Source organism: Cryobacterium sp. N19, assembly GCF_002929595.1.
Classification (GTDB): domain Bacteria; phylum Actinomycetota; class Actinomycetes; order Actinomycetales; family Microbacteriaceae; genus Cryobacterium; species Cryobacterium flavum.
Genome location: NZ_PJJR01000051.1, coordinates 296,370 through 310,202 on the forward strand (window position 1 = coordinate 296,370; position 13,833 = coordinate 310,202).

Consider the following 13,833-nt stretch of genomic DNA (forward strand, 5'->3'; position numbering starts at 1 on the left):
GAATCGTAGCTGCCGAAGATGCGAACAATCCCCAGTGTCACCGGTGCGGTCTAGGTTAGAACTGTGCCAGAGCCTGTCATCGCCACCCAGAATCTCGTCAAAAGTTATCCGGTCAAGAACGCAAGCGATTTCGTCGCCGTCGACGGCATCAGCTTTGAGGTTGCGCCGGGGGAGTCCTTCGGGCTGCTCGGGCCCAACGGCGCCGGTAAATCCACGACGATGCGCATGATCGGTGCGGTCTCCACGCGCACGAGCGGCGACCTGACTGTGCTCGGCCTCGACCCCAATCGGTATGGTCCCGAGATTCGCTCCCAGCTCGGTGTCGTTCCGCAGGAGAACAACCTCGACATGGAACTCAAGGTGCGGGAGAACCTACTGGTCTACGGCCGCTACTTCGGGCTGCCGCGCGCCCGGGTGGCCCGTCGGGCCGACGAACTGCTCGAGTTCGCGCAGCTCGCCGACAAGGCCTCCGCCAAGGTCGACGACCTGTCCGGCGGCATGAAGCGTCGCCTCACCATCGCCCGGGCCCTCATCAACGACCCGCGCATCCTGCTCCTCGACGAACCGACCACCGGCCTCGACCCGCAGGCACGCCACATTCTCTGGGACCGCCTCTTCCGCCTGAAAGAGCAGGGCACGACGCTGCTCCTCACCACCCACTATATGGACGAAGCCGAGCAGCTCTGCGACCGCCTCGTCGTGGTCGACAAGGGGCGCATCATGGCCGAAGGTTCCCCGGCCGACCTCATTCGCCGCTATTCCTCGCGCGAAGTGCTCGAGGTGCGGTTCGGGTCCACCCAGAACGCCGAGGTCGCGGGCCGCATCGAGGGCTATGGCGAGCGGGTCGACGTGCTGCCCGACCGCATCCTGGTCTACAGCGACAGCGGCGAGAATGAATTAGAGCGGATGACCGCAGCCGGCCTCCACCCGATCACCAGCCTCGTGCGTCGCTCCAGCCTCGAAGACGTGTTCCTGCGGCTCACCGGCCGAAACCTGATCGAATGAGCACGCTTTCCGATAACACGAGCGACGGCATCCGCTCTGATACGCTCGCGGCGGCGGTCGCGCAGGCCGCGCGTACCCGCCGTTACGGCTCCTGGTATGTGGCCGAACACCGATTTTTGGTGATGCGGTCGTATGCCCAGACCGTGCTGTTCACAGCAATCGGCAGCCCGCTGGTCTACCTGTACGCGATGGGGGTAGGCCTGGCAAGCCTGGTCGACGGCAATCTCGGCGACGACGCCGTCAACGGGGTGAGCTACCTCTCCTTCCTCGCCCCGGCGTTGCTCGCCAGCAGTGCGATCGCGGTGGCTTCCGAAGAGTTCACCTACCCGATCATGCTCGGCTTCAAGTGGAACCCCACCTTCTTCGGCATGAACGCAAGCTCGATTCAGCCCGGCCAGATCATCAACGGCATCGTCATCTCGGTCGCCGCGCGCATGCTGCTCACCTGTGCCATCTTCTTCGTCTTCATGCTGGTCTTCGGGGCGGTACCGGGGCCACTGGGGTTCGTCGCTGTGCTCGTGGCGCTGCTCACCGGCCTGGCCTTCGGGGCGCTCGTGATGGCCTACACGGCCACCCTCAAAGACGACACCGGACAGCTCGCCATGGTGCAACGCTTCGTCATTTTGCCGATGACCCTGTTCTCGGGCACGTTCTTTCCCCTCGATGTGCTGCCACCGTACCTGCAGTGGATCGGCTGGATCTCGCCACTCTGGCACGGCACCGAACTCTCTCGAGTCTTCGCCTACGGTATGCCGGAGCCGATCTGGTTGAGCCTCGTGCACGTGCTCTATCTCGCCGCGCTGCTGGCCGTCGGCTGGATCTGTGCCCGCCGCCTCACGGCCGACAGGTTGAACAAGTGACCGGGCCGCAGCTGTCTCCGTCGACGATCGCGGCGGGCGCTCGCCCGCCGCGCGCGTTCGGCCACCTTTATGCTGGCAACGCGCGCAGTGTCATGGCGCGCGGCTGGCGAGCGACCCGCAGCACCAACTCCCTCGTCGTACTGAGCGGCTTCGTCGAGCCCATCTTCTACCTGCTGTCAATGGGCCTCGGCCTCGGGGCACTGATCGGGCAGGTGCAGACCGCCGACGGCACCCAGGTCTCCTACGCAGCGTTCATTGCCCCGGCCCTGCTCGCCGTCGCCGCGATGAACGGCGCGATCTACGACTCGACCTGGAACGTGTTCTTCAAGATGCAGTTCGCCAAGCTTTACGAGGGGATGCTATCGACCTCGCTCGGCCCGCTCGACGTGGCACTCGGCGAGATCTCGCTCGCCCTGCTGCGCGGACTGCTCTACGCGACCGGATTCATGCTCGTCATGCAGGCCCTCGGCCTGAACCTGTCCTGGTGGGCGCTGCTCGCCCTGCTCGCCGTGTTGCTCATCGCGTTCGGCTTTGCGAGCGTGGGTATGGCGGTCACAAGCTACATGAAGACGTTCCAGCAGATGGACTGGATCAACTTCGTGCTGCTGCCGATGTTTCTGTTTTCGGCCACGTTCTACCCGCTCAGCGTCTACCCGCAGGGAATCCAATATGTGATCCAGGCGCTGCCGCTCTGGCACGGTGTCGAGCTCGTGCGGGCACTGACCACCGGCCAGGTCAACCTTGGGCTGCTCTGGCACGTGCTCTACTATGCCGTGATGATCGTGGTCGGCCTGTTCGCGACCACCCGCCGCCTCAAAGCCCTCTTCCTGAACTGACAACGCTCCCCCCACGCCGAGCGTGAGAGGAGCGGATGCCGTACCGAAAGAACTCAGCGGTGCAGGTCGAGGTCTTTGGTTTCGCGGCTCAGGATCAGCGCGATCAGGGTGATGACACCCATCACCGAGAGGTAGATGCCGACCCAGAACGGGCTGCCCTCGCCGATCGTCCAGAGCCAGACGGCGATGAACGGGGCAACTGCGGCACCCAGAATGGAACTTATGTTGTAAGCGAACGCCGAGCCGGTGTAGCGCACATTGGTCGGGAACAGCTCGGGCAGCAACGCGCCCATCGGGCCGAAGGTCATGCCCATGAGCGAGAAGCCCACGATGAGGAACAGCATCACACTGAGGTCACCGGCACCGAGCAACGGCACGAAGAGGAACCCGAACACGATGATGAACAGGGTCACGATGATGAGCGTCTTGCGACGTCCGTGCTTATCCGCCCAGGGGCCGGAGGCGAGGGTGAAGATTCCGAAGAACACCACGCCGAGAATCATCATGAGAATGAAGCTGTTGTAGGTGAAGCCGAGTCCGGGGACCTCGGCATCGGTGGCGGCACGACCGTAGCTCAGCGTGAAGGTGGTCATCAGGTAGAACAGCACGTAGGTGGCCAGCATGATGAACGTGCCGAGGATGAGTTCGCGCCAGTTGGACTTGAACACGGCAGCGAGCGGCAGCTTCTCAACCCTGTCAGCCTTGACGACCTTGGTGAAGACGTCACTTTCAACTAGGCGCAGACGCACCCAGAGTCCGACGATGACCATCACGGCCGAGAACAGGAACGGCACGCGCCAGGCCCACTCGAGGAACGCCTCCGACGGACGGGTCGGGTCGGTCGACGGCAGCGCGAGGGCGAGGCCGAGAAACAGGCCGTTGGCAATGATGAAGCCGAGCGGGGCGCCGACCTGCGGGAAGGTGCCGTACCAGGCGCGCTTGCCGACCGGAGCATTCTCGGTCGCAACCAGCGCCGCGCCGCTCCACTCCCCACCGAGGGCGAAGCCTTGGGCGAGACGCAGGATGACGAGCATGAGCGGTGCCCACCAGCCGATCATGGCGTAGGTCGGCAGCAGGCCGATCAAAAAGGTCGCGATACCCATCGTGAGCAGAGCGCCGACCAGGGTGGCCTTGCGTCCCTTGCGGTCACCGAAGTGGCCGAAGAACAGCGCGCCGATCGGGCGGGCGACCATCGCAGCGCCGAAGACGGCGAAGGAGGCGAGCAGCGCGGTGGTGTCGTTGCCGGTCGGAAAGAACAGGTGCGGGAAGACCAGAACGGCTGCCGTCGCGTAGACGTAGAAGTCGTAGAACTCAATGGTCGTGCCGATGAGGCTCGCCATGATGACGCGACTCTTCGGATTGAGAGGTGTAGTCGGCGTCGATACTGACGCTGTGCTTGTTGACATGAGGATGGAACGCTTTCGAAAGGATGGCTGAGCGCCGACGAAACCCGCAAGTCGATCTGACTTCCCGCGGAAGCGTTTACGCACGAATGGTGGTGTGGCCGCGTGTAGAGGTCACGAAATACCTTAGCCCGCTTTCGCGCAGTTACTTCCAGAGCACCGCGATGGCAACGTTGGCCAGGGTCAAGGCGCCAATGGCCCAGAGCACGAGCGATGAAACGCTCGGCTTCTTGCGGTTGACGATCACGAGCACGGTGATCACGAGGAGCACGACCAGCTTGACGCCGATCTTGGCATTGTCGATGTGGCCGAGCGAACCCATCTCGATGATGCCGACGAGCAGCACGCCGGTGACCAGCTGGGTCAGCGCACCGTGGAACATTGCGGCGACGATCGTGCCCTTGCCGACAATGATCGGCTTGATCTGCACGAGAAAGCCGCCGAGCAGCGAAGCCAGTCCGACGAAGTGCAGAATGAGCAGAATATTGCGTATAAGGTCCATGCGTTCAGCCTAGAGACACAAAGACGCCGTCCCTTACCCGATGTGCCCGCGCAACTCCCGAAGCACCAACGCGGTCGAGAGGGCAGCGGATGCCGCCTCCTCGCCCTTGTCTTCCTTCGACCCGGGCAATCCGGCCCGGTCGAGGCCCTGCTGCTCGTCGTCCAGCGTCAAGACGCCGAACCCCACAGGCTTGCCGGTGTCGAGGGCGACGCGGGTGAGGCCATCCGTTGCCGCATTCGAAACGAACTCGAAGTGGGGGGTGCCGCCGCGAATGATCACGCCGAGCGCGACGACCGCGTCGGCACCGCTATCGAGCGCGACCTTGCAGGCGACGGGCAATTCGAAGCTGCCCGGAACGCGAACGAGTGAGAATTCGGCGTTGCTCGCTTCGAGCACCCGGGTCGCGCCGGCGATGAGGCCGTCGGTGATGCCGGTGTGCCACAGACCGGCAACGATGACGAGCCGAAGGCCGCGTCCGTCAACGCTGATTGTGGGTCCTGTTCCAGCCATTAGGCGATTCCGTTCATGATTTCGATGTTGGAAATGTGGTGACCCATGCGGTCACGTTTGGTGGCGACGTACTCCTCGTTGAACTCGCCGATACCCACCACGAGCGGCACCCGTTCGGTCACGGCGACGCCGTGCAGTTCAAGTTGACGCACCTTCTCCGGGTTGTTGGTGAGCAGCCGCACCGACTGCAAACCCAGATCGTGCAGGATGCTGGTGGCCGCGCCGTAATCGCGGCTGTCGCCGGGCAGCCCCAGCGCGAGGTTGGCGTCGAGGGTGTCGAGGCCGTCCTCCTGCAGCTCGTAGGCGCGCAGCTTGTTGATCAGGCCGATGCCGCGCCCCTCCTGGCCGCGCAGGTAGACGACGACGCCGCCCTCCGCCTGGATGATGTCGAGGGAGGCGTCGAGCTGCGGTCCGCACTCGCACTTGAGCGAGCCGAAGGCCTCCCCGGTGAGGCACTCGGAGTGCACCCGCACAATGGCACCATTGACCGGGGTTCCGGCGACGAAAGCGACGTGATCGGCACCGGTGGAGCGGTCCCGGTAGGCGCGTACTCGGAAGGCCCCGTGCCGGGTGGGCACCGTGGTCTCCACCTCGAAGTCGACCCGCGGGGCCTCGATGATCGGGGCGATCGTCGGCAGCGCCTCGTTCGGGTGGAACTCGTCCAGGTAGCTGATCAGGTCTTTGATCGTGATGACGAGCAGCCCCTCGCGCTCACCGAGTTCGAGCAGGCCGGGCAGGCGCATCATTTCGCCGTCCTCGGCGACGATCTCGGCGATCGCGGCGACCGGAACCAGGCCGGCCAGTTTCATGAGGTCGACGCCGGCTTCGGTGTGGCCGCCGCGCTCTCGCACGCCGCCGTCGCGGGCCCGCAGCGGCAGGATGTGGCCGGGGCGGTGCAGGCTGGCCGGGGCCGACTGCGGGTCGGCCAGCACCCGCAGGGTGTGGGCGCGGTCAGCGGCACTGATGCCGGTCGACAGCCGGTCGGCGGCATCGACACTCACCGTGTAGTTGGTGCCGAGTGGGTCCTCGTTGTTGAGCACCATCACCGGCAGGTCGAGCTGGTCGGCGATCTCGTTGGTCATCGGCGCGCAGATGAATCCGGAGGAGTAGCGCACGGTCCAGGCGATCCACTCCTGCGTGGCCAACTGGGCGGAGATGATGACGTCGCCCTCGTTTTCGCGGCCCTCGTCGTCGGCGACGATGACCGGTCGGCCGAGGCGCAGGGCGTCGAGTGCGGAGGGAATATCGGCGAGGCTCATGATGCGCTCCTTGTTGCTGCTTCGGGCTGGGAATTGTGGGTGGCGAGGGCCAGCATCCGTTCGACGTGGCGCGCCAGAATGTCGGTCTCGATGTTGACCCGGTCGCCGACGGCGCGTTCGCCGAGGGTGGTGGCGGTGAGGGTCTCCGGAATGAGCGACACCTCGAACCACTGGTTCACATCGGTGGCCGGACTGATGTTGCTCACGGTGAGGGAGACGCCGTCGATGGCGATCGACCCCTTACCGACCACGAGCGGCGCCAGCTGGGCGCTGAGGCTGAATCGCAGCACCCGCCAGGCCTCGCCGGGGGTGACGGCGAGTACGGTGCTGGTGCCGTCGATGTGGCCCTGCACGATGTGGCCGCCGAGTCGTCCGCCGACGAGGGCGGCGCGTTCGAGGTTGACCGTGGAGCCGACTCTGGCGTCAGACAGGGTCGACATCGACAGGGTCTGGGCCATCACGTCGGCGGTGAACGTGTCGGGGGTGCGTTCGACCACGGTGAGGCAGACGCCGGCTACGGCGATGGAGTCGCCGTGACCGGCGCCGTCGACCACGAGTGGGCCGCGGATGGTGAGGCGGGCGGCATCCGCTGTGGTCTCGATGCGCTCGATCTGGCCGAGCTCCTCGATGATTCCGGTGAACATGGGTTCCTTAGGGTGTGAGCGGTCGGGCCACGATGAGAACATCGTCGCCGAGGCGGTCGAGGGAGTGGATAGAGAGGCGGCGCTGCTCGCCGATTGCGGCTACGCCGATGTCAGTGAGGGCCAGTCGCGGGCCGCCGATCAGCGTCGGCGCGAGGTAGACGAGGTATTCGTCGACCAGCCCGGCGGCCACGAACGCGCTCGCCACGGTTGGGCCGCCCTCGATGAACACGCTGCGCACGGCGCGTTTGTGCAGGTCGGCGAGTAGGCCGGGCAGGTCGAGGCCGTCGAAGAACAGCGGCTGCTGCGGGTGCGCAAACAGGGCAGAGGATGCCGGCGCCTCGCGTCGCCCGACCACCACGGGCACGGGCTGCCGGGGGAGCAGCACACCGTCGGCGTCGCGCGCGGTCAAGGCGGGGTCATCGGCGAGAACGGTGCCGGTGCCGATCAGGATCGCATCGGAGGCGCTACGACGTCGGTGCACGTCGAGGCGGGCCGCGTCGCCGGTGATCCAACGGCTGGAGCCGTCGGCGGCGGCCGCGCGCCCGTCGAGGCTCGACGCCCATTTGAGAGTGACGAACGGGCGACCGAGGCGGGCGGCGACGAGCCAGTCGGCGAGAAAAGCCTCGCCGACATTGGCGAACAGCCCGCCCTGCACCTCGATGCCGGCGGCGCGCAGCCGGTCGGCCCCGCCGCAGGAGTGCTGGCCCGGGTCGGTCACCGAGTACACGACGCGGGCCACGCCGGCATCGATCAGGGCCTCTGCGCACGGACCGGTGCGGCCGATATGGTTGCACGGTTCGAGCGTGACAACGACGGTGCTTCCGCGAGCGGCGCCGGGGTCGAGCTGTGCGAGCGCGTCGACCTCCGCGTGCCGGGTGCCGGCGCCGCGGTGCCACCCTTCGGCGAGGGTCTCGCCGTTGGCATTCAGAATTACGCAGCCCACCCGCGGGTTGACTCCGGTGGCGAGGCCCTGGGCGGCCAGCTCGAGGGCGCGGCGCATGGCGCTCCGCAGGCCCACGTTAACTGCCGCGTTGTTGGTCATCCCGCCCTCATCCGTGTCGGACGAGCTCCGGGGGCGTGGGTGTGCATCATCATGCCTAAAACCCGTCGGTCAACCGTAGGGGCCAACCAACTCGTGCGCCTCCCGTCCGGACTTTAACCGTCGGTGCTGGAGTTTCACCAGCTCAACCGTCGGTCCCTCGTCAAAGGGACTAACGGGTCGCGGACTTTAACCGCCGGTTCGGAATTACACCGACCCCGGAGCACGTGTAGTACTTCTAGTTATAGTGCAACAGCCTGCGCGCCGTGGTATTCCGTTCAATATCCGATCAGTTTGCCTCGACCAGGGCGCGGGCCGTGCTCTCGTCGACGAACAGGTCGGTGATGAGGTGTGCGGCCAGAGCGCCGCGCAGGCTCGCGAGCTTGGAGCGACCGGCCACAACGCAGATGCGGCGCGGGGTGCGGCGCAGCGCGGTGAAGTCCGGACCGGTGGAGCGTTCGTTCATGGCGATATCGTCGGCCGAACCGTCGGCGCGGTAGAACACTGTCGCGACGTCGCCGACCACGCCGGCCGCGCTGAGGGCGTCGAATTCGGCCTGCTCGAGGTAGCCGCCGGCGTAGACCCGGCTGATCACGCCGGAGAACGGAGAACCGAGGCCGAACAGGGCGATATCCATGATGGACTGCATATCGATCAGGCGACTGATGCTGCGCTCGCGCCACAGCGCCTGCTTGGTCGCGGGGTCGTCGAAGAAGGCCGGCACCGGAAACTGCTGCACATGCGCGCCGAAGGCCGTTCCGAAACGGCCGAGAATCTCACTCGCGTAGCCGAGACCGGTCGTACGCATATTTCCGGCGCCGTTGAGCTGCACGATCTGCGAGTTGTGCGTCTGCTTGGGCGTCACGTGCCGGCTGATCGCGTTCATGGTCGAACCCCAGGCGATACCCATGGTCATGTTCGAGTCAAAGTATTGGCCGAGAATCCGTGCAACAGACAGGGCCACACGCTCGAGCCGATCGACATCGCTCGCGCTGTCCGGAACCGGAACGACGTGCGCGGTGATCTGAAATCGAGCCTCGATCTGCTGCTCGAGGTGACTCGGGGCATCCAGTGGGGACTTGATTTGGATGTCGACCAGGCCGGTCTCTCGAGCGTGGCTGAGCAAGCGGGAGACGGAGGAACGGGAGGTATGTAGCTCCTGGGCAATGGCATCCATTGTGAGGTCCTGCATGTAGTACAGGTGCGCGGCGGTGAGGGCATCGCGGCTGCGGTCGGACTGCACGGGGTCGGTCTCGAAGGTCACAGCGGCTCCTTGCACGTATGTTCAATCCGGTTGAGAAATTATGTAGGACTGTCAGAATGAATCTATTCACATGGCTTGTCGAGTGCAAGCCCGAGACAGAGGTGACAACAATGTCGTTCTTAAACTCACAGACTTCGACCGCGATCTCCGCTCATCCGAACGCCCAGGTGCTCATCATCGGCGCAGGCATCAACGGCATCGCGACCTTCCGCGATCTGGCACTGCAGGGCGTCGACGTGGTCATCGTAGAAAAGAACGACTTCGTCTCCGGCGCCTCGTCGGCCAGCTCGCACATGATCCACGGCGGCGTGCGCTACCTCGAAAACGGTGAGTTTCGCCTGGTGAAGGAGTCGGTGACGGAGCGCAACAGCCTGCTCAAGATCGCGCCGCACTACGTCAAGCCGCTGCAGACGACCATTCCCATCTTCTCCACCTTCTCCGGTGTGATGGCAGCGCCGCTCCGGTTCCTGACCCACAAGCAGGGAGCCAAGCACGTTGAGCGCGGCGCCATGCTCATCAAGCTCGGTATGATGATCTACGACGCCTTCTCCCGCGACGGCGGCACCGTGCCGCGCCACGAGTTCAAGGGCCGTGCCAAGGCGCTCGCCGCCCTGCCGCTGCTGAACCCCGGCCTCAAGTACACCGCCACCTACTACGACGCGGCCATGCACGACCCTGAGCGTCTCGCCCTCGATGTGCTGCGCGACGGCCTCGACGCCGGTCCCCACGCCCGCGCCGCTAATTACGTTGAAGCCGCGGGCATGGATGAGAACGGTGTGCTCCTGCGCAACACCATCACCGGCGATGAATTCCGATTCCAGGCGGATGTCGTCGTCAACACCAGTGGCCCCTGGACCGACCTCACCAACTCTGCCCTCGGTCAGCCGAGCACCTTCATGGGCGGCACCAAAGGCTCCCACGTGGTGCTCGACAACCCGGAGCTGCTCGCGGCAACCGGTGGACGCGAGATCTTCTTCGAGCATGAAGACGGTCGCATCGTGTTGATCTACCCGCTCAAGGGCCGCGTTCTGGTCGGTACCACCGACCTCGAGCACGATATGACCAAGCCGATTCGGTGCACCGAACCTGAGATCGACTACTTCTTCGACCTGGTCGCGCACGTTTTCCCAACGGTAAAGGTCGATCGTTCGCACATCGTGTTTCGCTTCGCCGGTGTGCGCCCGCTGCCCCGCCACGACGATGAGGCCCCCGGTTTCGTCTCCCGCGACTATCGCATCGAGTCGCGTCCGCTGCCCCGCGCCGGAGCCGCCGACGGCACCCTGCTCAGCCTGGTCGGAGGCAAGTGGACAACGTTCCGTGCCCTGGCCGAAAACCTGAGCACCGACATTCTGAAGCTGCTTGGCCTGCCGCGCACCGTCTCTACCGAGGGCCTGGCCATCGGTGGCGGGCGCAACTTCCCGGCAACGGATGCCGCCCACCAGGTTTGGGTCACCGCCCACGGCGACGAGGTCGGCACTGACCGCGCCGCAGCCCTGCTCGCCCGGTACGGAACGCGGGCCAGCGAGGTCATCGAGTTCTTGACCGACCCAAGCGGTCCGGCGGATGCCCCGCTCCAGCACAACGCGGCCTACAGCCGGCGTGAGATCGAGTTTCTGGCATCGACCGAGAGCGTCGTGCGCCTGATCGACGTGCTCCTGCGCCGCACCAGCATGGCCTTCGTCGGCGCGGTCACCACCCCGCTGCTCAAAGAGCTCGCGCTCGTCGTCGCCCCCGTGCTCGGCTGGGACGCCGAACGCCGGGCTGAAGAAATCGAGCTGGCACGCGGCATCCTGATCGACGCGCACGGGGTCGACCTCGCTGCCGTCAGCGAGGCCGCCGTCTTCGGCGCCTGACCCCCCGTCCGGGGCTGACGATTGCCGGCAATCTGCACGAATGTGCAGGCGAAACCGGCTCACTCCGCCTTGGGCGCCGATACGTTTTAGACACAACGCACGACAGCCGCACTCGACAACTAGGTCGAGCGCGGTGACCAGCAGCACCCCATCTGAAAGGTCAATGTGGACAATCTCGGTGTCGTCTTTATGTCAGAGGTCGTGGGAACGGCCATCCTCGTGCTACTCGGCTGTGGCGTGGTCGCCAACGTCGCCCTCGCCAAGAACAAGGGTTTCGGCGGCGGCTTTCTCATGGTCACCATCGGCTGGGGCCTCGCGGTCTACGCCGGTGTGATCGCCGCCTACAACTCCGGTGCCCACCTGAACCCGGCCGTCACCCTCGGTCTCGTCGCGAGTGGGGCCGACACCTTCGGTTCGGGCGTGCCGGTCAATGTCGTATCGACGCTGACCTATATCGGCGCCCAGATGATCGGTGCCATCCTCGGCGCCGTCGTGGTGTGGCTCGCCTACAAGCAGCACTTCGACCAGGAGCCGGAAGCCGCCAACAAGCTCGGCGTCTTCTCTACCGGGCCAGCCATCCGCTCTTACGGCTGGAACCTCGTCACCGAGATCATCGGCACCTTCGTGCTCGTCTTCGTCGTCATCGGTTTCGGCCGCAACGGCGACGGCGGCGGCCTGGCAGCCCTCGGCGCGCTGCCGGTGGCCCTGCTCGTGATCGCGATCGGTGCCTCTCTCGGTGGGCCCACCGGTTACGCCATCAACCCCGCCCGTGACCTCGGACCCCGCATCGCGCACTTCCTGCTGCCGATCAAGGGCAAAGGGTCGAGCGACTGGTCCTATTCCTGGGTGCCGGTCGTGGGCCCCATCATCGGTGGCGTCCTTGCCGGCGCCTCGTCGGGAGTGCTGCTACCCATCCTGGGCTAAGCCACTCGACGTATTCTGCAGCATCCGCTTTAAACTTAGAAATTCCACCTGGAACAACAAAGGAGTTACACATGGCCAAGTACGTTCTCGCCATCGACCAGGGAACCACGAGCTCCCGCGCGATCGTGTTCGACAAGGCGGGGTCGATCATTTCGACCGGCCAGCTCGAGCACGAACAGATTCTGCCGCAGGCCGGCTGGGTCGAGCATGACCCGAAGGAAATCTGGGACAACACCCGTGAGGCCATCGGCCAGGCGCTGTCAAAGGCGAACATCACGCGCCACGACATCGAAGCCATCGGCATCACCAACCAGCGCGAAACCGCTGTCGTCTGGGACAAGAACACCGGCGTGCCCGTCTACAACGCCATCGTCTGGCAGGACACGCGAACCCAGCCGATCGTCGATCGTCTCGCAGCGGATGGCGGTGTCGAGCGGTTCAAGGGCAAGGTCGGCCTGCCACTGGCCACCTACTTCTCCGGCACCAAGATCGTCTGGATCCTCGAAAACGTCGAGGGTGCCCGCGCCAAAGCGGATGCCGGCGACCTCCTGTTCGGCACCACCGACTCCTGGGTCCTCTGGAACCTGACCGGTGGCATCGAGGGCGGCGTGCACGCGACCGACGTCACCAACGCGAGCCGCACCATGTTCATGGACCTCGAAACCCTTCAGTGGGACGACGAGATCCTCGCCATCTTCGACGTGCCGAAGTCGATGCTGCCCGAGATCAAGTCTTCATCCGAGGTCTACGGCATCGCGAGCGGGCACAGCCTGCTGCGCGAGGTGCCGATCGCCGGCATCCTCGGCGACCAGCAGGCCGCAACCTTCGGCCAGGCCGCCTTCGACCAGGGCGAAGCGAAGAACACCTATGGCACCGGTAACTTTCTGATCTTCAACACCGGCACCGAGATCATCCACTCGAAGAACGGCCTGCTCACCACGGTCGGCTACAAGCTCGGCGACGCCCCCGTGCACTACGCGCTCGAAGGATCGATCGCCGTGACCGGGTCGCTCGTGCAGTGGATGCGCGACCAGCTCGGCATCATTAAGAACGCCTCTGAGATCGAAGACCTCGCCAAGACGGTCAAGGACAACGGCGGAGCCTACTTCGTACCGGCCTTCTCCGGCCTGTTCGCGCCGTACTGGCGGTCCGACGCCCGCGGTGCCCTGGTCGGCCTTACCCGCTACGTCAACAAGGGTCACATCGCACGCGCGGCGCTCGAGGCCATTGCGTACCAGACCCGCGAGGTGCTCGACGCGGTCAACGCCGACTCCGGCGTGCCGCTGACTGAGCTCAAGGTCGACGGCGGCGCCACGGCGAACGACCTGCTCATGCAGTTCCAGGCCGACATCATCGGCGTGCCGGTCGTGCGCCCGGTCGTCGCCGAGACCACCGCCCTCGGTGCCGCGTATGCGGCCGGCCTAGCGGTCGGATTCTGGAGCGGCCTCGACGACCTCCGCGCCAACTGGCAGGAAGACTCCCGCTGGGAGCCCTCCATGGACAAGGACGAGGCCGACCGCCTCCTGCGCAACTGGAAGAAGGCCGTAACGAAGACCCTCGACTGGGTAGACGAAGACGTGCGCTAGCGTCCGCCCGTGTGACCCAAAGCCCGGCCCCGCCAACGCGGAGCCGGGCTTTCGGCATCTCGCCTCGACGAGCAGCTGGCCATCCGGCCTCCGCTCTGTCTCCCCTTTCCACCTGGCCCAGCCGCATAATTCCTGCAATTTGCGGCCG

At 65.4% G+C, this 13,833-nt stretch carries 13 protein-coding genes and 1 riboswitch; of the genes, 6 read left to right on the forward strand and 7 right to left on the reverse strand.

All coding sequences use genetic code 11. The annotated features are described in order from the left end of the window. Positions 1–63: 63 nt before the first annotated feature. The 3 genes from CXY78_RS13000 to CXY78_RS13010 are packed head-to-tail and all read left to right on the forward strand — an operon-like array spanning position 64 to position 2,701. Positions 64–1,005, forward strand: a complete 942-nt coding sequence (locus CXY78_RS13000) for an ABC transporter ATP-binding protein (protein ID WP_104089674.1) — start codon at positions 64–66, stop codon at positions 1,003–1,005. After that, the gene (locus CXY78_RS13005; protein WP_104089675.1) at positions 1,002–1,865 is read left to right on the forward strand and encodes an ABC transporter permease; all 864 of its coding nucleotides are present in this window, start codon (positions 1,002–1,004) and stop codon (positions 1,863–1,865) included. Before CXY78_RS13000 ends, CXY78_RS13005 begins: the two co-directional genes overlap by 4 nt. Positions 1,866–1,876: 11 nt before the next feature. Next, entirely contained in the window at positions 1,877–2,701 is an 825-nt protein-coding gene (locus CXY78_RS13010; RefSeq protein ID WP_233197375.1) for an ABC transporter permease, read from the forward strand. Between the two features lie 53 nt (positions 2,702–2,754). Here the strand turns inward: CXY78_RS13010 and CXY78_RS13015 are convergent, their stop codons facing one another. The 7 genes from CXY78_RS13015 to CXY78_RS13045 form a co-directional block, all read right to left on the reverse strand. Further along, positions 2,755–4,107 carry an MFS transporter gene (locus CXY78_RS13015; protein ID WP_167552410.1) on the reverse strand — a complete coding sequence of 451 codons (1,353 nt, stop codon included), beginning with the start codon at positions 4,105–4,107 and terminating at the stop codon, positions 2,755–2,757. Positions 4,108–4,249: 142 nt separating this feature from the next. Beyond that, the gene (locus CXY78_RS13020) at positions 4,250–4,606 is read right to left on the reverse strand and encodes a hypothetical protein (protein ID WP_104089677.1); all 357 of its coding nucleotides are present in this window, start codon (positions 4,604–4,606) and stop codon (positions 4,250–4,252) included. 33 nt (positions 4,607–4,639) lie between these two features. After that, positions 4,640–5,116 (reverse strand): 6,7-dimethyl-8-ribityllumazine synthase, encoded by a 477-nt coding sequence (gene ribH, locus CXY78_RS13025; RefSeq protein WP_104089679.1) that lies wholly within the window; start codon positions 5,114–5,116, stop codon positions 4,640–4,642. After that, complete coding sequence (ribA, locus tag CXY78_RS13030) at positions 5,116–6,375, reverse strand: GTP cyclohydrolase II (RefSeq protein WP_092339034.1); 1,260 nt, start codon at positions 6,373–6,375, stop codon at positions 5,116–5,118. The genes ribH and ribA overlap by 1 nt, the downstream gene beginning before the upstream one ends. Continuing rightward, positions 6,372–7,019 (reverse strand): riboflavin synthase, encoded by a 648-nt coding sequence (locus tag CXY78_RS13035; RefSeq protein ID WP_092339032.1) that lies wholly within the window; start codon positions 7,017–7,019, stop codon positions 6,372–6,374. Before CXY78_RS13035 ends, ribA begins: the two co-directional genes overlap by 4 nt. Positions 7,020–7,026: 7 nt before the next feature. Then, on the reverse strand, positions 7,027–8,061 hold the full coding sequence (ribD, locus tag CXY78_RS13040; protein ID WP_233197364.1) for a bifunctional diaminohydroxyphosphoribosylaminopyrimidine deaminase/5-amino-6-(5-phosphoribosylamino)uracil reductase RibD: 1,035 nt from the start codon (positions 8,059–8,061) through the stop codon (positions 7,027–7,029). A 90-nt stretch (positions 8,062–8,151) separates the two neighbouring features. After that, positions 8,152–8,288, reverse strand: a riboswitch (FMN riboswitch). A 59-nt stretch (positions 8,289–8,347) separates the two neighbouring features. Next, the gene (locus tag CXY78_RS13045; RefSeq protein ID WP_338061540.1) at positions 8,348–9,322 is read right to left on the reverse strand and encodes a sugar-binding transcriptional regulator; all 975 of its coding nucleotides are present in this window, start codon (positions 9,320–9,322) and stop codon (positions 8,348–8,350) included. A 110-nt stretch (positions 9,323–9,432) separates the two neighbouring features. Between CXY78_RS13045 and CXY78_RS13050 the strand changes: the two genes are divergently transcribed. The 3 genes from CXY78_RS13050 to glpK all read left to right on the forward strand — a co-directional run bounded on the left by CXY78_RS13050 (position 9,433) and on the right by glpK (position 13,685). After that, the gene (locus CXY78_RS13050; protein WP_104089680.1) at positions 9,433–11,175 is read left to right on the forward strand and encodes a glycerol-3-phosphate dehydrogenase/oxidase; all 1,743 of its coding nucleotides are present in this window, start codon (positions 9,433–9,435) and stop codon (positions 11,173–11,175) included. Between the two features lie 189 nt (positions 11,176–11,364). Beyond that, positions 11,365–12,099 (forward strand): MIP/aquaporin family protein, encoded by a 735-nt coding sequence (locus tag CXY78_RS13055; protein WP_092339488.1) that lies wholly within the window; start codon positions 11,365–11,367, stop codon positions 12,097–12,099. A 71-nt stretch (positions 12,100–12,170) separates the two neighbouring features. Next, entirely contained in the window at positions 12,171–13,685 is a 1,515-nt protein-coding gene (gene glpK, locus CXY78_RS13060) for a glycerol kinase GlpK (protein ID WP_092339028.1), read from the forward strand. The last annotated feature ends 148 nt before the right edge of the window (positions 13,686–13,833 follow it).

Excerpts from the sequence above, each read along its gene's own strand:
- CXY78_RS13005 (WP_104089675.1), top strand. The coding sequence starts at position 1,002 with ATGAGCACGCTTTCCGATAACACGAGCGACGGCATCCGCTCTGATACG.
- CXY78_RS13015 (WP_167552410.1), bottom strand. The coding sequence starts at position 4,107 with ATGTCAACAAGCACAGCGTCAGTATCGACGCCGACTACACCTCTCAAT.
- CXY78_RS13020 (WP_104089677.1), bottom strand. The coding sequence starts at position 4,606 with ATGGACCTTATACGCAATATTCTGCTCATTCTGCACTTCGTCGGACTG.
- ribH (WP_104089679.1), bottom strand. The coding sequence starts at position 5,116 with ATGGCTGGAACAGGACCCACAATCAGCGTTGACGGACGCGGCCTTCGG.
- ribA (WP_092339034.1), bottom strand. The coding sequence starts at position 6,375 with ATGAGCCTCGCCGATATTCCCTCCGCACTCGACGCCCTGCGCCTCGGC.
- CXY78_RS13035 (WP_092339032.1), bottom strand. The coding sequence starts at position 7,019 with ATGTTCACCGGAATCATCGAGGAGCTCGGCCAGATCGAGCGCATCGAG.
- ribD (WP_233197364.1), bottom strand. The coding sequence starts at position 8,061 with ATGACCAACAACGCGGCAGTTAACGTGGGCCTGCGGAGCGCCATGCGC.
- CXY78_RS13050 (WP_104089680.1), top strand. The coding sequence starts at position 9,433 with ATGTCGTTCTTAAACTCACAGACTTCGACCGCGATCTCCGCTCATCCG.
- CXY78_RS13055 (WP_092339488.1), top strand. The coding sequence starts at position 11,365 with ATGTCAGAGGTCGTGGGAACGGCCATCCTCGTGCTACTCGGCTGTGGC.
- glpK (WP_092339028.1), top strand. The coding sequence starts at position 12,171 with ATGGCCAAGTACGTTCTCGCCATCGACCAGGGAACCACGAGCTCCCGC.